The following is a 20,263-nucleotide window of genomic DNA, read 5'->3' on the forward strand; positions in this document are numbered from 1 at the left end:
TGTGAAAGATGTGAACCGGATCACGGTCATCGGGGCAGGGGCGCTGGGTATGCTCTTTGCTGTTAAGCTTGCAAGCGCCGTTCCCAATATGGAACTTGTAGTTCGACGAGCGGAGCAAAAGCATCTCTTGATGTCTGAAGGGGTTTCTTTAACCGAAGCCGGCGCTTGGCCGGATGGATCGAAAAAAATGGTAAAGATCTTTCCCAAGATCAGTTTAATGAACGAAGAGGATTGCAGCAAAGCAGCTTGGGAGGGCTGTACGCATTGGATTGTGCTCGCAGTGAAGCAAACGGCGATAACAATGGACTTGGCTTATACGGTACAACAAAGAATGGGCCCTCATTCCTGGGTGATTTGTCTGCAGAACGGAATCGGCCACGTGGAAACGCTTGAAAAATTCATTCCTGCAAAGCGGATCCTGCTTGCCGTAACGACCGAAGCCGCTTTGAAGCATTCGGAAACGGAAGCGGAGCATACCGGCCGAGGACGCACCTGGATCGGGAGCGCTTCTCCTCATTACAATGAAGGTGCTGAGGATGCGCAAAAAAAATGGGTAAAGCTGCTGGAGGTTGCAGGATTCGAGGCTTTTCTGTCGAAAAACATCACTAGCCGAATTTGGCACAAACTTCTCGTGAATTCCATCATCAACCCGCTGACAGCCATATTGCAAGTGACCAATGGAGAACTGCCGGGGCTGCCGCAAGCGCAGCAGCTGATGCGTGCTTTATTCGATGAAGGAACCGCTTTGGCAGCGGCGCTTCATATCGAGCTGGAACCGGATCTATGGGAACAATTGCTCGAGGTATGCCGAAGAACCTCGGCCAATCGGTCTTCCATGCTGCAGGATGTGCTTGCAGGCCGTCCTACCGAGCTGGACGCGATCAACGGGGGGCTGCTTAAGAAAGCCGAGGCGATCGGCCTTTCCATGCCGACGCACCTTGCCGTATACCGGCTTGTGAAAGCGCTGGAAGGACGCCTGCCGCCGATTAGACGTTGAACTTATTTGAGGGTCGGTGATGAGGGTTGAACGAAATATTAGAGTGGCTCCATCAGCTTTACAAGGTGATTGCTTTTGTCCCCTTCGTGGCTTTTTTGATCACATGGCTGATCGTTTATTACGGTTGCGGCCGGAATAAACGTAAAGCGACCTATGTCAGCATGGACATCACCACCTTGTTCCTAATCGGCTCCGTAGCCTATATGAGCCGCAATCTGTTCGGATCGGGAATGCTGTTGTGGACGATCATACTGTTTTTTTTAATTGCGGCCGGATTGCTCGGAAATTTGCAGAACCGGATTAAGGGGCGCATCGACCTTGTCAAAATTGTCCGGACGCTTGGACGACTCGGTTTTTTGCTGCTTGGAGCCTGCTATGTTTTGCTGTTATTTTTCGGCATCGGCAAGTATATGATTAGCTCTTGAGGAGAGAAGCCTAATGAACGTACATAACTTAATGGAAGACGTTGTGAAAAGCTGCCTGAAAGAATTGATGAATTCCCAGGAGTATTTGGCCGATCTAACGGAAATTGAACAAAGCGACATCATCGCGATTGCACTGAATAAACTTCCGGCCAAATATGTTTCGACGGTCAAGGGAGAGGTATTCGCCAAAACCCAGCTGCGGATGCAGGTGGAGACCGATGTATACCGGGAGCTGTCGAATGCCATACATGTGGTGTTGAATTCGGAAAGGAAGTTTGCATTGCGGGCCGACAGCGAATAGAACATGGCCTGGTTGGCGATAGCCAAGCCGATTTCCGGCCGGATCGGCATAACGGACCTCGGCAAGCTCGTCGATTTTGCAGCGTGGTTGTATTATATAAAGAAGATAACCGTTCGCGGGCAGTTGGCGGACGGTTCTTGCTGTTAGCGGGGACGTACATTTTGACGATTTTTCTCAACATGTGTACAATATAGATGCTACTTGCGATTACAAAGCGAAAGCGGCTTTCTTTACATAAGTATAAGCAGGATCAAGTATGGGAAAGGTGGCGGGAAACGTGCGCTTGGAAGCAATACAATGGGAATCCGGCCAGCCTTTGACGGACGATTACGTGAGCCGTTTTGAGAAGACGGGCGAGCTTTATGACTATAATCCTTGGGAATGGGAAAGCTGGCGGGCCCGAGCATCCTGGCTTGATCAGGAGCGCGTGACCGGAGCGGATCGTCAGCGGCTGGCGGATGCGCTGCGCCGGTTCAATGAGCGGGCCGGCAACGCCGGCGAAGCGATGGATGCGATCGAGCGGCTGAGAGACGAACGGACGCTGTGCGTGGTAGGAGGCCAGCAGGCTTCGCTGTTTACGGGACCGCTGCTCGTGATTTATAAGGCGGTCACCTTGCTTCGGTTGGCGAAAGAAGCTTCCGGGAAACTGAACCGGCCGGTGGTGCCGGTGTTTTGGATTGCCGGTGAGGATCATGATTTTGATGAAGTCAATCACGTGAACTATCTGACGCCGAATCTTCAAGTGGATAAAATTAAGGTGGAGCATCCTACCGGCTTGAGAACGTCGGTCAGCCGAACGAAGCTTGGACGCCAGCAGTGGGAGGATGCGCTGCGGCAGCTGGAGCAGTCGTTAATGACAACCGAGTTTAAGGATGAATTAGTCCAATCGTTTCGGGCTGCGGTGGAAGAGTCGGCCACGCTGGTGGATTTATTCGCCAGGCTGATGGCTCGGCTGTTCGGCTCGCAAGGGCTCGTGCTTCTGGACTCCGACGATCCCGCCCTGCGCAAGGTGGAAGGATCCATGTTTCGGACGCTCATTGAGCAAAACGGCGAGTTGAACGAAGCCTTCCTCCAAAACCGTGATCAACTGATGGCATGCGGCTATCAGCCTCAAGCGGAGCTCCATACGAATGCAGCCAATTTATTTGTATACGATGAAGAAGGCGAACGGATTTTGTTGTATGCCGATGACAGTGGGGGCTTCACCGACCGCAAGGGCGTGCGGAGGTTCTCGCGGGAACGGCTGCTGGATTGGGCGGACACCGCGCCGGAGCGGCTGAGCAATAATGTCATGACCCGGCCGCTGATGCAGGAATTTTTGTTTCCTGTACTGGCCACCGTACTCGGCCCTGCGGAAATTGCCTATTGGGGCTTGACGCGCAAGGCGTTTCATCTGCTGGGGATGAGGATGCCGCTATTGGTTCCGCGCCTCGGATTCACCATTGTGGAAGGCACGGTCCACAAAAACATGCAAAAATATGGTCTCACGTTCGAAGATGTGGTGCTGCGTCTTGAAGAGAAACAGCAGGAATGGCTGCGTGCCCAGGACCGGCTGCAGCTCGAAGCCCGGTTCGGAGAAGTGAAAGAACAGTTCCGTTCGGGCTATGAGCCCTTGATCGCGGCGATTTCCGGTATTAATCCGGGTCTCGGGAAATTAGGAGAGACCAATTTGGGCAAAATTATCGAACAGATCGAATTTTTACAGCATAAGGCCGAAGACGGGCTGCGTTCCCAGAATGAGTCGGGACTGCGGCATTTCCAGCGGATCGGTCTTACGATTGCGCCTGGCGGCAAACCGCAGGAAAGAGTGTATAACATATCCGCTTATTTGAATAAATACGGTGACGGCTGGCTGAAGGAGCTGCTGGAGCTGCCGGTAACCATAGACGGAAAGCATTATATATGTTATATGTAGAGAATCATCCATTCGACGATATATCGAGGAGGAGCTGCTCATGAAAAGTACGATTGAAAAAAGCGTGATTCGCGATATCGCGCTAGCGCCTGAGGGGCATTTGAAAATTGATTGGGTGAATGCCCATATGCCAGTATTAAACCGCATTCGGGAGCAGTTTGAGAAAGAGCAGCCGTTTAAAGGGTTGAAAGTGGCCATCTCGCTTCATCTGGAGGCTAAAACCGCCTATCTCGCCAAAGTAGTGCAGGCCGGAGGAGCGGATGTAACGATTTGCGGCAGCAATCCGCTTTCGACGCAGGATGATGTGTGCGCCGCACTGGTCGAGGATGGCATCACGGTATTTGCCAAATACAACCCGGATCCGAAGGAATATAAGGAGCTGCTGATCAAAACGCTGGAAACCGAACCGGACCTCATCATCGACGACGGAGGCGACCTGGTTACGATTCTGCACTCCGAACGCAAAGACCTGCTGAAGAACATACGCGGCGGCGCGGAAGAAACAACGACAGGCATTCTTCGTTTGAAGTCTCTTGAAAAAGAAGGACAGCTGCAGTTCCCGATGGTGGCTGTCAACGATGCGTTCTGCAAATATTTGTTCGATAACCGATACGGTACCGGGCAATCGGTATGGGATGGCATCAACCGGACGACGAATCTGGTGGTTGCGGGTAAAACGGTTGTCGTTGTGGGCTACGGCTGGTGCGGTAAAGGTGTGGCGATGCGGGCAAAAGGACTTGGCGCCAACGTCATCGTTACAGAAGTTGATGCCATTAAAGCGGTGGAAGCCTATATGGACGGCTTTGCCGTCATGCCGATGCTGGAAGCCGCCAAAGTGGGCGACTATTTCGTCACCGTAACGGGCAACCGGGACGTGATCCGCGGAGAGCACTACAAGGTAATGAAGGACGGAGCGATTTTGTCCAATGCCGGACACTTTGACGTTGAAGTAAATAAAGTGGAGCTGGAAGAGCTTTCCGTCTCCAAGCGGACGGTTCGCCGCAACATCGAGGAGTATACGATGAAGGACGGGCGCAAATTTTATGTGCTGGCGGAAGGCCGGTTGGTCAACCTGGCGGCTGGCGACGGTCACCCGGCGGAAATCATGGATATGACCTTTGCGCTGCAGGCCATGTCTCTGAAATACGTAAACGATAACTACAAGCAGATCGGCAATAAAGTGGTGAATGTGCCTTATGAGCTGGATGAGCAAGTGGCACGCTTCAAGCTTGCATCCTTGGGCATCGGGATCGATTCGCTGACCGAGGAGCAAAAAAGCTATTTGGATAGCTGGGCGGAGCATTAATATTCCAGCTTTTCAAAACCGTACTTCCCCTTGCCTCAGCGCAGGGGGATTTTTTTGCATTGCCGCCAAACGAACCCTTACCCAAACATCCGCCCCCTCCAAACATCTGCTAATCAGGATAAAAATTTCCATTCTTCTGCAACAACCTCGCCATCCCCTGCGTCATATCATTAACACCATCGGTTTTTCAGCGAAGCGTACGAAGATAAAAAAACAAGGGGGATCTTTCATGCGAAGCGAAAAGGAATGGTTGGGAAGGACGGCTCGAACAAGCTGGAACCGTTTATGGCGAGGGATGGCGTTAAGCGCAGTTTTGGCAGCTTTACTGGCAGGCTGCAGCGCTTCGAATGATCCAGCGGCATCGTCTTCGTCGGCGGCTTCCGGCCACAACCAGGCCGCTGATGCGAAAGCAAGCCCGGGCGCGGTTGCGGACAGTCAGGCCAATACGGCCGGGAGGGCTTCGGAAGGTCAGGAAGCCGGCGGCCCTGCGGCGGAAACGGCACTGGCGGCGGAGCCGTTTAGCCGCAAGATTATTTACACCGCCAATTTGGTTATGCAGGTGGAGAATTATGAAGAAGCGGAGTCCCGGGTGCAGGAGGCAGTCAAACAGTCGGGCGCGTATATTCTGCAATTCAACGAAAATACGTCTTCGTCGGAAAAGTACGGGATTTTTACCATTAAAGTACCTGCAAACGGATTTCAATCGTTGCTCGATCTTCTGGAGAAAATCAACCCAAGCATGCAAAAAAACATGCAGGGCCAGGATGTCACCGAAGAGTACGTCGATTTGACGGCCCGGTTAAAGGCGAAGCAGGTGATGGAAGGACGTTTGGTCGCTTTTATGGAAAAGGCGGAGAAAACAGATGAATTGGTCGCTTTTTCCAACGAGCTGGGCAAGGTGCAGGAGGAGATCGAGCGCATCCAGGGAAGAATGAGATACCTGGAGCAAAACGTGGCCTATTCGACCATCGAACTCCGGATTACGCAAAAGATCGGTTCTGCGGAAGCGATCAAGGCACAGGAGCGCGGCCCTCTGATGGAGCGTGCGGCAGCTGCGCTGAACGGAACGGCAACGATGCTTGGTTTCCTGTTCCAATGGGTGATTGTTATCGTAGCAGGGGCACTGCCTGTTCTGCTTCTTCTTGCTTTGGCTATTGTTCCCGTTTATCTTATGAGGCGGCGGCGAAAGGCCAGGCTGGAGGAGATTCGTGCCAGACTTTCAGAACATAATCAGCTTCAGGAACCGAAAAACGAATAATGGGTTTAAAAAAATCCTGCGATCGTCTGATGACGGAGCAGGATTTTTTGTTAACATGGCGAAATATTATATTGAAAGTGGTGAGAAGTGGGGTAAAGTGGTGGAAAAGGGGGTGGCGAGTGGTGTTCATGGGGGAGTTTCAACATACCATCGATGAGAAAGGCCGCATGATCGTGCCGGCGAAATTTCGTGAAGCCCTCGGAACATCGTTTATCGTCACTCGCGGCCTGGACCAATGCTTGTTTGTATACCCTATGCAGGAATGGGCGGTGCTGGAGCAAAAGCTCAAATCGCTGCCGCTCATGAAGTCCGATGCCCGTGCCTTTACCCGATTCTTTTTTTCCGGCGCCACCGAGTGCGAGCTGGACAAGCAGGGCAGAGTAAATCTGCCGAACAATTTGATTGAACATGCCAAGCTGGACAAGGATTGCGTTGTGATCGGCGTTTCCAATCGGGTGGAGATTTGGAGCAAGCCGATTTGGGAAAACTATTTCCAGGAGTCCGAGGAATCCTTTAATGAGATTGCTGAAAAATTGGTCGACTTTAACTTTGATTTGTAATTCGTGTTTACGGACGCCTCAGGAGGAATCAAGCGCATGTTTCATCACGTAACCGTACTAAAGAACGAAGCAGTGGAAGGTCTGCATATCAAACCGGACGGCGTATATGTTGATTGTACGCTCGGCGGTGCGGGGCACAGTTTGGAGATCGCCTCGCGATTGGGTCCGGAGGGATTGCTTATCGCATTCGATCAGGATGATGCGGCGCTGGATCATGCCCGGCAGCGTCTGGCCGGAGCGGCGGACAAGGTAAAGCTGGTGCGGAGTAATTTCCGTTATCTTGAACGGGAATTGAAACGTATCCCCCGGGCGTTAAAAGACGGCCGCCCCCAGGTGGACGGCATACTGTTTGATTTGGGCGTTTCATCGCCTCAGCTTGACGAGGCGGACAGAGGATTTAGCTACAACCATGATGCCGAGCTGGATATGCGGATGGACCGGACATCGCCGTTAACAGCCAAAGATATTGTCAATGAATGGTCTGAGCAGGAAATCGCCGACATTCTATTCGAATATGGCGAGGAGAAGTTTGCCAGAAGAATCGCTGCCAAAATCGCTGCTGCGAGGGCCGAAGCGCCGATCGAAACGACTGGCCGCTTGGTCGAGCTGATTAAGGAAGCTATCCCTGCAGCCGCGCGCCGCACAGGGCCTCATCCGGCCAAACGGAGCTTTCAGGCGCTGCGCATTGCCGTTAACGACGAGCTCGGAGCCTTTGAAGAAGCGCTCGAGCAAACGATTCGCTGTCTGGCTCCGGGAGGCAGAGTGGCAGTCATTACGTTTCATTCGCTCGAGGATCGAATCTGCAAACAAACGTTTGCCAAATACGTAGGGAAATGCACATGTCCGCCGGATTTTCCATTGTGCGTATGCAACCCCGCAGGTATTGTCAAGTTGATTAACCGCAAACCGATCGAAGCCGGCGCAAAAGAGCTTGAAGAGAACCCGCGAGCGCGTTCGGCAAAGCTGAGAATAGCAGAAAAATTACCTTCTTAAGGGGGAGATGACGTTGCCAGCCTACATGCATGGGAATTTAGCGACAGAACAAAAAACGCAGCCCAAAGTGAAGATCAGGGAAACGAAGAAAGTCGTTTACCGGAGCAAGGCGCTGCCGCTGCAGGAGAAGCTTCTTTATTTATTCACCGTCCTCATTTGCGTAGTGGTGGCGGGATTGATTATCTGGAGATATGCACTGATCTATGAGATGAATGCGGACATCAAGTCCATTGAACAGAAAATCAGTAGACTGGAAGCGGAGAACAGTATTTTGAAGCAGCGGGTGGATGGATTGTCTGATCCGAGAAGGCTGGAAGAGGAAGCCAAAAAACTCGGTTACGGAGTTCCCGGAGACAACCAGGTCAAACCGTCCGGCAATGCCAAAACGGGTACATCGTCCGTATCTTCTCAAGGTATAGCCGCAAATACGAACAAATCAAAGGATCAACCCTGATCTGCTATTCGAATAGGGGGAGCAGCCGATGACTAGAAAAGTAAAGTTGCGGTCGTTAATTATTGGAGGGGCCTTCACCCTCCTTTTTGTTGTCCTGGTTACCCGATTGTATTGGGTTCAAGTGGTCCAGGGGGCGGAATTGCTGTCGGACGCAAAAATGATGTGGGCGACAGACAAGGAGCTCAGGCCGGTACGTGGCACGATTTTGGACCGCAATGATAAAGTGCTTGCGGAGGATTCGCCCGCCTATACGCTGGCGCTGAATCCGAAAATCATTCATGATAAGGGCATCGAGAACGAAATCGTTCAGGGACTATCTGAAATTTTGGGCAATTCGAATGATTCCGGCGCTTTGGCGGCGCTTGCGGATAAAATCCGTACCCGGATCAATCAGAAGCGAGATGACGGTTCCTATTATACCCAAGTGGAAATTCGGAATGAAGGCTGGAAGATCGATGCGGAGATTGCCGATAAAATCAAAGCGCTCGAGAAGGAGCTTCAACAGAAGCTGAATACGAAAAAAAGCCTGGGCATTCTATTGCTGCCCGAGAGCAAACGGTTTTATCCGTCCGGAGGTCTGGCGGCTCATCTGCTCGGCTACATGGATAAAGATGGCAAACCGATCATGGGTTTGGAATCCCAGCTGGATGAATATCTAAAAGGCGAATCCGGATGGCTGAGCTATGAGAAAGATCGCTACGGCGTGGAGCTGCCCCATTCCCAGAGAAAGTACCAGCCGGCCGTCAACGGAGACAACGTGAGGCTGACGCTGGACAAAAACATCCAGTTTTATATGGAGAGCGCCATCCAAAAAGTGTACGAAAAATGGCGTCCGAAAAGCGTGACGGCGATCGCGGTCGATCCCCATACCATGGAAATTCTCGGATTGGCCAATATGCCTTCGTTCAACCCCAATAAATATTGGGAAGCAAAGCGGCAAAGCGATTTTGTCAATCATGCGGTAGCTTCCCAATACGAACCGGGATCGACCTTCAAGCTGGTCACGCTCGCTGCAGCGGTGGAGGAAGGCATTTTCAATCCGAATGAAACCTATCAATCCGGTTCGATTGCCGTCCCGGGTCGGAGGCTGCATGACCACAACGTCTCGGGCTGGGGACAAATATCCTATCTCGAAGGCTTGAAGCGGTCCAGTAATGTCGCATTTGTCAAGCTGGGGTATGAGAAGCTCGGGCAGGATAAGCTTCGGGCGTATATCGAAAAGTTCGGTTTCGGCGCAAAGACCGGTGTGGATATTGCCGGAGAAGTCGCCGGAATCGTAAATATGCGTTATCCGGCGGAATTTGCCACAGCTACTTACGGTCAAGGGCTGACGGCTACGGCGATACAGCAGACGGCGGCCTATGCGGCCATTGCCAATGGCGGCAAATTGATGTGGCCTCATTTGATCAAAGAAATTTATAACCCGGAAACGGGAGAAATTATAAAAAAATTCGAACCCAAGGAAATCCGCAGAGTCGTTTCGGAAAACACGGCCAAGCAGGTCGGTGAATATCTGGAGCAGGTTGTAGCCGACCAATCGATAGGTACGGGAAGAAAAGCTTATATCGACGGCTATCGCATAGCCGGTAAGACAGGTACGGCGAATAAGGTTATTCCGGGTCAGAAAGGGTATGCCGAAGGCAAATGGGTGATTTCGTTTGCCGGGTATGCACCGCTTGAAAATCCTCAAATTCTGGTTACCATTATCGTCGACGAACCGGACCTGGGGGGAAACTACCATCTTGGAGGGGATGTAGCGGCCCCGGCGTTCAAGGAAATCGTCTCGCAAACCTTGCGTTATATGGGCATCGCGCCGAATACGGCGGATCAACAGCACGCTCAAGCGGCGGAACAGAAGATGCTTGCCGCTGTTCCCGATTTGACAAGCCTGTCGCTTGATCAAGCCCGGAAGACGATGGACAAATTCGGCATTTCGGTAGCGGCGATCGGCCAAGGAGCCGGCGTGATTGCACAATATCCCGCCCCTGGCACCGAAATCGGAGGCTTGCAGCGAATGTATGTAATGATGCAGGAGACGAAAGATGTTCCGGTACCGGACATGACCGGCAAATCGCTTCGCGATGCGATCGGACTCTGCTCCTTCCTCAAGCTGCGATGTCAATCCGAGGGAGAAGGATATGTAACGAGCCAGACGTTGGAGGGCGCCGGGGAAGACCGGGTGCTGCACCTGCGGCTCCATCCTTACGGTGAGACGGAGGAGAATGCCGAATCGGAGAAACCGCAAACCAACCCGAACCATGACGGCGCTGAGAATGGTGCCGAAAATAAAGAAAATAAAGAGGAGTCCGCACCCTCGGCCCCCCACGGCAATTAATCCGCATATCATGCCGCACCGCCGCGACAGCTTGTTCTAACCCCTGGTTGTCCTGAATAGGGATGATTATGAAACGATTTTTGTTTACAACGGACAACGTGGAAGAAGCGTTGTAAAGGTTGTAGCACTGTTGACAGCTGACGGCGGCTGTAACGCCGTAACGGCTGCAGCATTTCGGGAGGGGGAAAAAGCGGGCATGAGGGCATCGAACGTAACGGTTCGTCGACGTCTATTCGCCGCACTGATCGTCGGCACGTTTCTTTTCTTGGCGCTGGTGGTGCGGCTCGCGTATGTGCAGATTTGGGTAGGTCCGGAGCTGTCGGACAAAGCGGAGGATTCCTGGAGAAGGGATATCAAGGTGACGGCCAAACGGGGAGAGATTCTAGACCGCAACGGGGATCGCCTGGCTTACAACGTCAGTTCACCGACCGTTGTTGCCGTACCGGCGCAAATTAAAGATCCGAAAGCAACGGCCGCCAAACTGGCCGCGGTTCTTCAAATCAGCGAGGAAACGGTATACAAACAAATTACAGTCCGGAAAGCCAGTGTATACATTAAGCCGGGCGGACGAAAGATTACGATAGAAAAAGCGGATGAGATTCGCGATTTGCAGCTTCCCGGCATCTGGGTGACCGAGGACAACAAGAGGTACTATCCGTTCGGCGGCCTGGCTGCCCATGTGCTTGGATTTACGGGCGATTATAATCAAGGCTTGACAGGCATAGAATTGAAATATGACAACAGATTGACAGGGATCGACGGAAGCATATCGTATTTGTCCGATGCGGCCGGCAAGCTGATGCCGGGGTCGACGGATGAGTACAAAGAGCCGCTGGCCGGTATGAACCTGCAGCTTACGATCGACAGTCATATCCAATCCATCATGGAGCGGGAGCTCGATCAAGCCATGGTGAAGTACCAGCCGAATCATGTCATTGCCATTGCGATGGATCCGAACAATGGAGAAATTTTGGCCATGGGTTCGAGACCCGGCTTTGAGCCCGGCAATTATAAAAATTATCCGGTGGAGAATTACAACCGGAATCTTCCGATCTGGATGACTTACGAACCGGGGTCGACGTTTAAGATTATCACTTTGGCAGCTGCCCTGGAGGAGAAAAAAATAAGCCTGACCGAAGGGTTTCACGATCCCGGCGCGATTGAGGTCGCCGGGGCAAGGCTTCGCTGCTGGAAGCGGGGCGGACATGGAAGCGAGACCTTCCTTCAAGTGGTCGAAAATTCCTGCAACCCCGGCTTTGTGGTCATGGGGCAGCGGCTGGGCAAGGAGAAGCTGTTTGATTATATCTACAATTTCGGCTTCGGTAAAAAAACCGGTATCGATCTTGGCGGCGAAGAGAATGGCATTTTGTTTAAGCCTTCACGTGTCGGCCCTGTGGAGCTTGCGACGACCTCGTTCGGGCAGGGCGTCTCGGTCACGCCGATTCAGCAAATCTCGGCGGTATCCGCAGCCATTAACGGCGGCAGGCTGTTTAAGCCGCATGTAGCCAAAGCCTGGTATAAGCCTGAAACAGGCGACGTGGTCGAGACTGTGAACCCGGAACTGGTCCGTCAGGTGATCTCTCCGGAAACCTCCAGGATGGTGCGCGAAACGTTGGAGAGCGTTGTGGCCAACGGTACGGGGCGGAATGCATTTGTCGACGGTTATCGCGTAGGCGGGAAAACGGGAACGGCACAAAAGGTCATCAATGGGCGCTATTCCTCCAGTGAGCATATTGTTTCCTTCATCGGATTCGCTCCTGCAGACGATCCGAAGGTCGTCATTTATGCGGCCGTGGATAATCCGCAGGGAATCCAATTCGGCGGTTTGATTGCTGCTCCGCTGGTTAAGAATATCATGCAGGATACGCTTCAATATATGAAAATTCCGCCGCGTAAGGATCAAATGGAACGCAAATACGTATACGGAGACAAAAGAATTGTGGAAGTGCCGAATCTGGTCGGCATGACCCTTACTGATATCTACGAAGATCTCAATATGAATTTCCAACTTGCCAAATCCGGCGTCGGCCGCACGGTGATCAACCAAGTGCCGAAGCCCGGTACTAGGATCGAACAAGGCTCTACGATCCGGATCTATTTGTCGGATACGCAGCCGGTGCCCGATGGAGGGGCCAGACCGCAAGTTCAATAGCGCTGCCCCGGCAGAGCCGGCTTGGGAGATGCTGAATCTGCGAGTGGTGAGTGGAGAAGACTTGAGCGTCCGATCCGCTCGCCCGGTCTGTACGTAAGGTCGATTTAACAGGCTTGGAGTCTGTTATGTCCGGCCGCTTTCATACGCCTTGAACAAAAGTTCGCCGTCCCCCGTGCCTTTTTTCAAAAGGGGCTTTTCACGGCACATTTTTTTGTCCATAATAGATACCATGTGCATAAACGGAGGAGGACGCTTGATGCAACTGAAGGAACTCGCTTCTCAGCTTGCGGTGAGCCGCCTCGTTGGCGATGACCGCATCAATATTACCGGATTGCAGACGGATTCCCGCAAGGTGAACCCTGGCGATTTGTTTATCTGCATCCCGGGATTTGCCGTAGACGGACACGATTATGCGGGGAAAGCGGTTGAGCGGGGAGCTGTTGCCTTGGTTGCCGAGCGGGAGATGGAGCTAGGCGTTCCCGTGTTGATCGTAAAGGATGCGCGATATGCGATGGCGGTGCTTGCGAACCATTATTACGGTTATCCGAGCCGCGAGCTGAAGCTGATCGGGATCACGGGGACCAACGGTAAAACAACAACAACTTACTTGCTGGAAAAAATCTTGAGCGATCAAGGGTTTCGAACCGGGCTGATGGGCAACATTCATGTCAAGATCGGTTCCCGATATATTCCAAACGCGATGACGAATACGCAGGAAGCAGTGGAGCTTCAGCGGATTTTACGTGAGATGGTGAACGAAGGAACGGATTATTGTATCATGGAAGCTTCCTCGCACGGACTGGAATTGGGCCGGGTCAAAGGATGTCGTTTCCGTACGGGCATTTTCACGAATTTAACCCAGGATCATCTGGACTTTCACCATACCATGGAACAGTACAAGGCGGCCAAAGGACTGCTTTTCTCCCGTCTCGGCAATGAATTTTCCGATGATCCGAACCAAAGCAGGTTCGCCGTGCTCAATGCGGACGATCCTGCATCGAAGGATTATGCGAGACTGACTGCCGCACAAATCATAACTTATGGAATCGAGGATCCGTCTGCGGATGTGAGAGCTGAAGCGATCGAAATTTCTTCGAAAGGTACACGGTTCAAATGTGTAACGTTTCGCGGAAGCGCCGAGGTGAGCATGCGGCTTGTCGGGCGGTTTAATGTATACAATGCGCTTGCAGCCATCGCTTGCGCGCTTGCGGAGGGGATTGAGCTTGCAAGGATTGCCGACAGCCTCGGCCGGGTGGATTCGGTTGAAGGCCGGATGGAGATAGTGAATGCCGGACAGGAGTTTCTTGTTCTTGTCGACTATGCGCATACCCCTGACGGTCTGGAGAACGCCCTTTCGACGATTCGTCAATTTGCCGAAGGCAAGGTATACTGCGTTTTTGGCTGCGGAGGAGACCGCGACCGCGCCAAACGTCCCCTGATGGGTGGCGTGGCGGCCAAGTATGCGGATTATGTATTCGTCACTTCCGACAATCCGCGTACCGAGAACCCGGAGCGCATTCTTCAGGACATTGTTCCGGGGCTTCGTACCGCAGGGTATGACCCCGGCCGCTACGAGCTGGTTGCCGACCGCAGAGAAGCGATTCAAAAAGCAGTCGATCGCGCAGCTCCGGGCGACTGCATCTTGATTGCGGGGAAGGGACACGAAACGTATCAGGACATCATGGGCGTCAAGCATCCTTTTGACGACCGCAAGGTAGCCAAAGAAGCAATCATGAATCGCTTTCGTTCATCGGGAAGCGATGGGGTTTAAGCAATTGGGGGGATAACGCGTGGATTTTAATATTGTGTTGATCACGCTCGGCGTGGCTTTTTTACTTGCTGTGATTATGGGGCCTCTATTCATTCCGCTGCTCCGCAGGCTCAAATTCGGGCAGCAGATTCGTACGGAAGGGCCGCAGGGACACTTGAAAAAAGCAGGCACGCCGACGATGGGCGGGATCATCATTATGCTGGCGCTGGCGGTTGCCGTGCTTCGATTCGGGGAAAAAAACCTCGAAACCGTCATTCTTCTGGTTGCTGCGCTTGGCTACGGATTAATCGGTTTTCTGGACGACTACATTAAAATATTGTTTAAGCGTTCGTTAGGGCTTACCGCCAGGCAAAAGCTGCTTGGGCAGCTGGTTTTATCGGGCATCGTTTGTTTTTTGCTCGTACAGTCCGGGCACAGCACCGAAATACGCATTCCTTACGTCGACTTTTCTTTTGACGCCGGGTGGCTTTATTTTCCTTTTGTGGTGTTTCTGATGCTGGGCACGTCCAATGCGGTGAATTTCACGGATGGTTTGGACGGACTATTGGCCGGTACCAGCGCCATTGCTTTTGGGGCCTACGCGGTGATTGCCTTAAACAACTCGCAGCCGAACATTGCGATTTTCTCCGCCGCCATGGTAGGGGCGGTGCTGGGCTTTCTCGTGTTTAACGCTCATCCGGCCAAAGTGTTCATGGGGGATACCGGTTCGCTCGGTATAGGCGGCGGGCTCGCCGCGGTAGCGATCCTGACCAAAGGGGAAATACTGCTGGCCTTGATCGGCGGCGTATTTGTCGTCGAAGTACTATCGGTTATCATTCAGGTCGTCTCCTTTAAAACGAGGGGAAAACGAGTGTTCAAAATGAGCCCGATTCACCATCACTTCGAGCTTGCAGGCTGGTCGGAGTGGCGCGTGGTGATTTCCTTTTGGACGGCCGGTCTGATTCTTGCAGGCGTCGGACTATATATTAACGAGGTGTTGTAATGATGGAGCATCCGCAGAATTATTGCGGCCGCCAGGTGGTCATATTGGGCCTTGCGCGCAGCGGCGTCGCTGCTGCAAAGCTGTTTCACGACAAGGGAGCGTTGGTGACGGTTAATGATAAAAAGGAACGCAAACTATGCCCTGAAGCCGATGAGTTGGAGGCTCTGGGTATTTCTGTTGTTTGCGGGGGTCACCCGGCGGGGCTGATTCATGAGGGGATTTCGCTCATCGTGAAAAATCCGGGCATCCCATACACGATCGAACCATTGAAGAAGGCGGCTGCGCTTGGTATCGAAGTCGTTACCGAGGTCGAAGTAGCCCATCATATTTGTAAGGCTCCCATCATTGGTATTACAGGCTCTAACGGCAAGACCACCACAACGACCTTGACCGGACTGATGCTGGAAGCCGGCGGCTTGAAGCCGATTGTTGCCGGCAATATCGGCCGCGCTCTGACGGAGGCGGCTCTGGAGGCCGAGGCAGACAACTGGATGGTCGTTGAGCTCAGCAGCTTTCAATTGAAGGGCACTCGCAGCTTCCGGCCCCGCATCGGCTGTTTGCTTAACGTATATGAAACTCATCTGGATTACCACGATACCATGGAAGATTATGTTTTTTCCAAAACGAAGCTGTTTGCGAATCAAACCGAGGAAGACACTGCGGTGCTGAATTGGGACGATGCCGTATGCCGGAAGGCTGCCGGGGAAATCAAATCCCGGGTGTTTCCATTTTCGGTCAGCTCGGAGCTTTCTTACGGCATGTATGTGTCGTCTCCGTTCGGCACGGGGGAGGACGCGGATAGCATGATCGTTTACCGCGATCATGATGGCGCGGAGCATCCCGTTATTGCCGTCAGGGAGCTGGGCATCCCCGGCAAGCACAACGTGGAGAATGCGCTCGCCGCCAGCTGTATGGCGCTCGTTTCCGGCGTGCGGACGGACGTTATTGCCCGGGTATTGAAAGAATTCCGCGGGGTGGAGCACCGTCTGGAGTATGTGGCTCTGAAGGATGAAGTTTTATTTTACAATGACTCCAAGGCAACCAATCCGACGGCAACGATCAAAAGCATCGAGTCGTTCTCTCAAGACATTATCCTGATTGCCGGCGGACTCGACCGGGGATCCGATTACATGGAACTGCTTCCCGCATTTCAGCAGGAGGTGAAAGGACTGGTCGTCCTGGGGGAAACAAAGGAAAAAATCGCCCGCGTGGCCCGGCTTGCAGGCATGAGCCGGATCAAAACCGTCGATACTGCTAAGGAATTGCAGGATACGGTTGCAGAAGCGGTGAGAGCCGCTTTTGCCATGGCAAAGCCGGGTGATGTGGTGCTGCTGTCCCCGGCTTGCGCCAGCTGGGACATGTTTCCTTCTTACGAGGAAAGGGGAAGAATGTTTAAGCAGACCGTGCATAACCTGTAAAGAGGGAGTAAACAAGCTTGCCGCCGCCTAAAAAGACGGCAAATGCCGCGGCTGCAGGCTGTTGAGGACAGACGCTCCCATCAAACTCAAGGTTAGAGGTGTGGGCGGTTATGGTTAAAGCACGGTCGGCTCCGGACATGTTGATGCTGGGCTCCACGCTGCTCCTGCTCGGAATCGGCGTGGTCATGGTGTACAGTGCCAGCGCAGTGCTGGCGTTTCGGGAATTCGGCGATGCCTTCTATTACTTGAAGAGGCAGGCGCTGTTCGCGGCCTTAGGCATTATGGCCATGGTTTTTACAATGAACACAGATTACTGGATCTGGAAAAAGTATGCCAAACTCGTGCTTATCATTTGCTTCATTTTACTTGTAGCGGTGCTTATTCCGGGCATTGGCGTGGTTCGCGGCGGCGCGCGCAGCTGGCTTGGCATCGGATCGTTCGGGATTCAACCCTCCGAATTTATGAAAATCGGCATGATCATTTTTTTGTCCAACTGGCTTTCCGAAAAACAAAACACGATTACGCTGTTCGGCAAAGGCTTGCTTCCTCCGCTCGGGCTTGTAGGACTAGCCTTCGGCCTGATCATGCTGCAGCCGGACCTTGGCACCGGCGCTGTGCTGGTGGGAGCCTCGCTTTTGATTATTTATACGGCGGGAGCGCGCCTTGTTCATTTATCTTATCTCGGTCTTGTCGGGGTTCTCGGCCTGGTCGGTTTGATCGCTGCGGCGCCTTATCGTTTGAAGCGGATTACGGCTTTTCTGGACCCGTGGCAGGACCCGCTCGGAGCGGGCTATCAGGCGATTCAATCGCTGTATGCGATCGGTCCGGGCGGTCTAGTCGGCCTCGGACTGGGCATGAGCCGGCAAAAGTACAGCTATCTGCCCGAGCCGCAGACCGACTTTATTTTCTCTATTATCGCCGAAGAGCTCGGCTTTATCGGGGGAACGTTCGTACTTGCCCTGTTCATACTGCTTTTGTGGCGCGGCATGCGTACGGCTATCACGGCTCCGGATACGTTCGGCAGCTTGCTGGCTGCCGGTATCGTCGGGATGATTGCCGTACAGGTGATTATCAACATCGGCGTCGTCATCGGCATGTTCCCCGTCACGGGCATCACGCTTCCGCTTATTAGCGCCGGAGGCTCATCACTTACGCTGATGCTGACCTCGATCGGTGTATTGCTTAACATTTCCCGGTTTTCGAGGTGATCCTGACATGAAAAAAATCGTCTTCACCGGCGGCGGAACGGCCGGCCATGTCACGCCGAATTTGGCGGTGATGGCTGAGCTGCGCAAGCAGGGGTGGGAGATTGAATATATAGGTTCCCGTGACGGTATTGAAAAAGAAATCATCGATCACGAGGGCATTCCGTTCCATCATATCGCTTCCGGAAAGCTCAGGCGCTATTTCGATCTGAATAATGCGAAAGATCCGTTTAAAGTGCTTCTGGGCATTGGGCAAGCCTATCATCTGCTTCGAAAAATCAAGCCTCATATTGTATTTTCCAAAGGGGGATTCGTGACCGTTCCGGTCATTCTGGCATGCAGGCTGAATGGCATTCCCGTGATCTGCCACGAGTCGGACCTGACGCCGGGGCTCGCCAACAAAATTTCCCTGCCATTTGCTTCTCGCATTTGCGTTACCTTTCCCGAGACGCTTAAGCATATTCGCAGCCGCAAAGCCGTATGCACCGGACTGCCGATTCGCGAACAAATTTTGCAGGGCCAAGCTTCCCGTGGACTTCAAATGTGTGATTTTCACTCTAATAAGCCTGTATTGCTCATGATGGGCGGCAGTCTGGGATCCAAGCGGATTAACGAAGCGCTCAGAGCAACGCTGGAGACGCTGCTCACACAATTTCAAATCATCCATATCTGCGGTAAAGGCAACGCCGATCCTTCCCTGGACGGGGTGCCGGGTTACCGGCAGTTCGAATATGTGAAAGACGAGCTGCCCGATTTGCTGGCTTGTGCGGACTTGGTCATCTCCCGGGCGGGATCTACTTCCATCTTTGAGTTTTTGGCGCTCCGCAAGCCTATGCTTCTGATCCCGCTGTCCCGCGAGGCCAGCCGGGGAGACCAGATATTGAATGCGGAATCTTTCCGTAAGATGGGTTACAGCAAAGTGCTTTATGAGGAAAACCTTTCCCCGCAAACGTTAGTATCCGCCGTCTCCGATCTTTATGAAGAACGCGTCCGCATACAAGAGCAAATGTCCGGCAACCCCTTCGGCAACGGGACTCAAAGGATTGTAGAGCTGATCGAAGCTTGCCGGTTGCCTGAAGCATGACAAATTTGCCTGGGCATTTGTCACACTCTGCAGTGATTCACATAAACTACACTATAACCGTGACAGACACCTGACGAAGCCGCATGCCGCAATGTGCGATAAAAGACAAAAGAGGCGCATGGCCTGAGGCTCTCGTGCTTCCGGGGATGTACCGGAAGCCCATCGTCTTGTCGTTCTGTGAAGGAGGTTTTCCCATGCAACAGGTCATAACAGAATTGCTGAAAGGATCGTATGGTGAAGTTCGATTGAACGAACCGCTTGCCCCTTATACCACATGGAAAATCGGCGGTCCGGCCGATGTCCTGCTCATTCCGCAGGACAAAAGCCGATTGATCAGCGCCGTTAAGCTGCTCCATCAGCACGATATCCCATGGATTGCGCTCGGCCGAGGCTCTAATCTGCTTGTAACCGATAAAGGCATCCGGGGGGTCGTGATCAAACTGGGGCATGCGCTGGAGACCGTGCGTTTCGAAGGAGAGTACGCCTTTGCCGGCGGCGCATATTCGTTCATCAAACTGTCGGTCATGGCAGGCAAGCAAGGATTGACCGGGTTGGAGTTTGCCGGAGGCATTCCGGGAACCGTGGGAGGCGCCGTTTACATGAACGCCGGGGCGCATGGGTCGGATGTGTCGCGCATTTTACAGCGGGTTGAAGTGCTGCTCCCGACAGGGGAGTTGGTGACGATGCAAAAAGATGATTTGGCGTACGCTTACCGGCATTCGATTCTGCACACGAATCCGGGGATTGTGACGGAAGCTGTCTTTAAGCTTAGCTATGGGGACCGGAAGGAGGTCGCAGCGGCCATGGCAGCCTATAAAGACAGGCGGCTGAGAACGCAGCCGCTTCAGCTTGCCTGCGCGGGAAGCGTATTTCGTAACCCGGAAGGGCATCATGCCGCAAAGCTGATTGAAGAGGCCGGACTCAAGGGCTTAAGGGTCGGTGACGCCCAAGTATCGCCACTGCACGCCAACTTCATTGTCAACACCGGGCAAGCGACAGCCCACGACGTGCTCACCCTGATCGAACAAGTGCGAAATGCCGTTTCGGAGCGGTTCGGAGTTCGTCTTGTACCTGAAGTATTGGTGGTGGGTGAGCGGTAAATCGGAG

Annotated in this window: 17 protein-coding genes; all 17 read left to right on the forward strand. The window is 53.0% G+C overall.

Going from position 1 to position 20,263, the window contains the following annotated elements; genetic code table 11:
• Positions 1–10: 10 nt before the first annotated feature.
• The 17 genes from IJ22_RS04740 to murB all read left to right on the forward strand — a co-directional run bounded on the left by IJ22_RS04740 (position 11) and on the right by murB (position 20,256).
• Positions 11–997, forward strand: coding sequence for a 2-dehydropantoate 2-reductase (locus IJ22_RS04740; protein WP_062407634.1), 987 nt, complete (start codon positions 11–13; stop codon positions 995–997).
• A 26-nt stretch (positions 998–1,023) separates the two neighbouring features.
• Complete coding sequence (locus tag IJ22_RS04745; protein WP_062407636.1) at positions 1,024–1,422, forward strand: DUF3397 domain-containing protein; 399 nt, start codon at positions 1,024–1,026, stop codon at positions 1,420–1,422.
• 13 nt (positions 1,423–1,435) lie between these two features.
• A complete protein-coding gene (locus IJ22_RS04750) occupies positions 1,436–1,723 on the forward strand; it encodes a late competence development ComFB family protein (RefSeq protein ID WP_054818066.1) in 288 nt (95 codons plus the stop codon).
• A 277-nt stretch (positions 1,724–2,000) separates the two neighbouring features.
• Positions 2,001–3,638, forward strand: a complete 1,638-nt coding sequence (bshC, locus tag IJ22_RS04755; RefSeq protein WP_062410860.1) for a bacillithiol biosynthesis cysteine-adding enzyme BshC — start codon at positions 2,001–2,003, stop codon at positions 3,636–3,638.
• 40 nt (positions 3,639–3,678) lie between these two features.
• Complete coding sequence (locus IJ22_RS04760) at positions 3,679–4,944, forward strand: adenosylhomocysteinase (RefSeq protein ID WP_062407638.1); 1,266 nt, start codon at positions 3,679–3,681, stop codon at positions 4,942–4,944.
• 229 nt (positions 4,945–5,173) lie between these two features.
• The gene (locus IJ22_RS04765) at positions 5,174–6,202 is read left to right on the forward strand and encodes a DUF4349 domain-containing protein (protein ID WP_062407640.1); all 1,029 of its coding nucleotides are present in this window, start codon (positions 5,174–5,176) and stop codon (positions 6,200–6,202) included.
• Between the two features lie 122 nt (positions 6,203–6,324).
• Positions 6,325–6,762: a division/cell wall cluster transcriptional repressor MraZ gene (gene mraZ / locus IJ22_RS04770; protein ID WP_062407642.1), complete on the forward strand. Its 438-nt coding sequence runs from the start codon at positions 6,325–6,327 to the stop codon at positions 6,760–6,762.
• A 36-nt stretch (positions 6,763–6,798) separates the two neighbouring features.
• Entirely contained in the window at positions 6,799–7,755 is a 957-nt protein-coding gene (gene rsmH, locus IJ22_RS04775) for a 16S rRNA (cytosine(1402)-N(4))-methyltransferase RsmH (RefSeq protein ID WP_062407644.1), read from the forward strand.
• Between the two features lie 7 nt (positions 7,756–7,762).
• Complete coding sequence (gene ftsL, locus IJ22_RS04780; protein ID WP_235594256.1) at positions 7,763–8,209, forward strand: cell division protein FtsL; 447 nt, start codon at positions 7,763–7,765, stop codon at positions 8,207–8,209.
• 28 nt (positions 8,210–8,237) lie between these two features.
• Positions 8,238–10,544, forward strand: a complete 2,307-nt coding sequence (locus tag IJ22_RS04785) for a penicillin-binding transpeptidase domain-containing protein (RefSeq protein ID WP_082660684.1) — start codon at positions 8,238–8,240, stop codon at positions 10,542–10,544.
• 196 nt (positions 10,545–10,740) lie between these two features.
• Positions 10,741–12,696 carry a stage V sporulation protein D gene (locus IJ22_RS04790; RefSeq protein ID WP_062410861.1) on the forward strand — a complete coding sequence of 652 codons (1,956 nt, stop codon included), beginning with the start codon at positions 10,741–10,743 and terminating at the stop codon, positions 12,694–12,696.
• Positions 12,697–12,952: 256 nt separating this feature from the next.
• Positions 12,953–14,467: a UDP-N-acetylmuramoyl-L-alanyl-D-glutamate--2,6-diaminopimelate ligase gene (locus tag IJ22_RS04795; RefSeq protein WP_062407648.1), complete on the forward strand. Its 1,515-nt coding sequence runs from the start codon at positions 12,953–12,955 to the stop codon at positions 14,465–14,467.
• 19 nt (positions 14,468–14,486) lie between these two features.
• Positions 14,487–15,449 carry a phospho-N-acetylmuramoyl-pentapeptide-transferase gene (gene mraY, locus IJ22_RS04800; protein ID WP_062407650.1) on the forward strand — a complete coding sequence of 321 codons (963 nt, stop codon included), beginning with the start codon at positions 14,487–14,489 and terminating at the stop codon, positions 15,447–15,449.
• A gap of 2 nt (positions 15,450–15,451) precedes the next feature.
• Positions 15,452–16,867, forward strand: coding sequence for a UDP-N-acetylmuramoyl-L-alanine--D-glutamate ligase (gene murD / locus IJ22_RS04805; RefSeq protein ID WP_062410862.1), 1,416 nt, complete (start codon positions 15,452–15,454; stop codon positions 16,865–16,867).
• 110 nt (positions 16,868–16,977) lie between these two features.
• Positions 16,978–18,075 (forward strand): stage V sporulation protein E, encoded by a 1,098-nt coding sequence (gene spoVE, locus IJ22_RS04810; protein ID WP_054818071.1) that lies wholly within the window; start codon positions 16,978–16,980, stop codon positions 18,073–18,075.
• Between the two features lie 7 nt (positions 18,076–18,082).
• Entirely contained in the window at positions 18,083–19,156 is a 1,074-nt protein-coding gene (locus tag IJ22_RS04815) for an undecaprenyldiphospho-muramoylpentapeptide beta-N-acetylglucosaminyltransferase (protein ID WP_062407652.1), read from the forward strand.
• 194 nt (positions 19,157–19,350) lie between these two features.
• A complete protein-coding gene (gene murB / locus IJ22_RS04820; protein WP_054818072.1) occupies positions 19,351–20,256 on the forward strand; it encodes a UDP-N-acetylmuramate dehydrogenase in 906 nt (301 codons plus the stop codon).
• Positions 20,257–20,263 lie beyond the last annotated feature (7 nt).

Origin of the sequence: Paenibacillus naphthalenovorans (assembly GCF_001465255.1) — a bacterium.
Taxonomy (GTDB): Bacteria; Bacillota; Bacilli; order Paenibacillales; family NBRC-103111; genus Paenibacillus_G; species Paenibacillus_G naphthalenovorans.

What these genes read in the sequence shown, in the direction of transcription:
- IJ22_RS04750 (WP_054818066.1), top strand. Translation starts at nt 1,436, where the DNA reads ATGAACGTACATAACTTAATGGAAGACGTTGTGAAAAGCTGCCTGAAA.
- IJ22_RS04760 (WP_062407638.1), top strand. Translation starts at nt 3,679, where the DNA reads ATGAAAAGTACGATTGAAAAAAGCGTGATTCGCGATATCGCGCTAGCG.
- IJ22_RS04765 (WP_062407640.1), top strand. Translation starts at nt 5,174, where the DNA reads ATGCGAAGCGAAAAGGAATGGTTGGGAAGGACGGCTCGAACAAGCTGG.
- rsmH (WP_062407644.1), top strand. Translation starts at nt 6,799, where the DNA reads ATGTTTCATCACGTAACCGTACTAAAGAACGAAGCAGTGGAAGGTCTG.
- ftsL (WP_235594256.1), top strand. Translation starts at nt 7,763, where the DNA reads ATGACGTTGCCAGCCTACATGCATGGGAATTTAGCGACAGAACAAAAA.
- IJ22_RS04785 (WP_082660684.1), top strand. Translation starts at nt 8,238, where the DNA reads ATGACTAGAAAAGTAAAGTTGCGGTCGTTAATTATTGGAGGGGCCTTC.
- IJ22_RS04790 (WP_062410861.1), top strand. Translation starts at nt 10,741, where the DNA reads ATGAGGGCATCGAACGTAACGGTTCGTCGACGTCTATTCGCCGCACTG.
- IJ22_RS04795 (WP_062407648.1), top strand. Translation starts at nt 12,953, where the DNA reads ATGCAACTGAAGGAACTCGCTTCTCAGCTTGCGGTGAGCCGCCTCGTT.
- murD (WP_062410862.1), top strand. Translation starts at nt 15,452, where the DNA reads ATGGAGCATCCGCAGAATTATTGCGGCCGCCAGGTGGTCATATTGGGC.
- spoVE (WP_054818071.1), top strand. Translation starts at nt 16,978, where the DNA reads ATGGTTAAAGCACGGTCGGCTCCGGACATGTTGATGCTGGGCTCCACG.
- IJ22_RS04815 (WP_062407652.1), top strand. Translation starts at nt 18,083, where the DNA reads ATGAAAAAAATCGTCTTCACCGGCGGCGGAACGGCCGGCCATGTCACG.
- murB (WP_054818072.1), top strand. Translation starts at nt 19,351, where the DNA reads ATGCAACAGGTCATAACAGAATTGCTGAAAGGATCGTATGGTGAAGTT.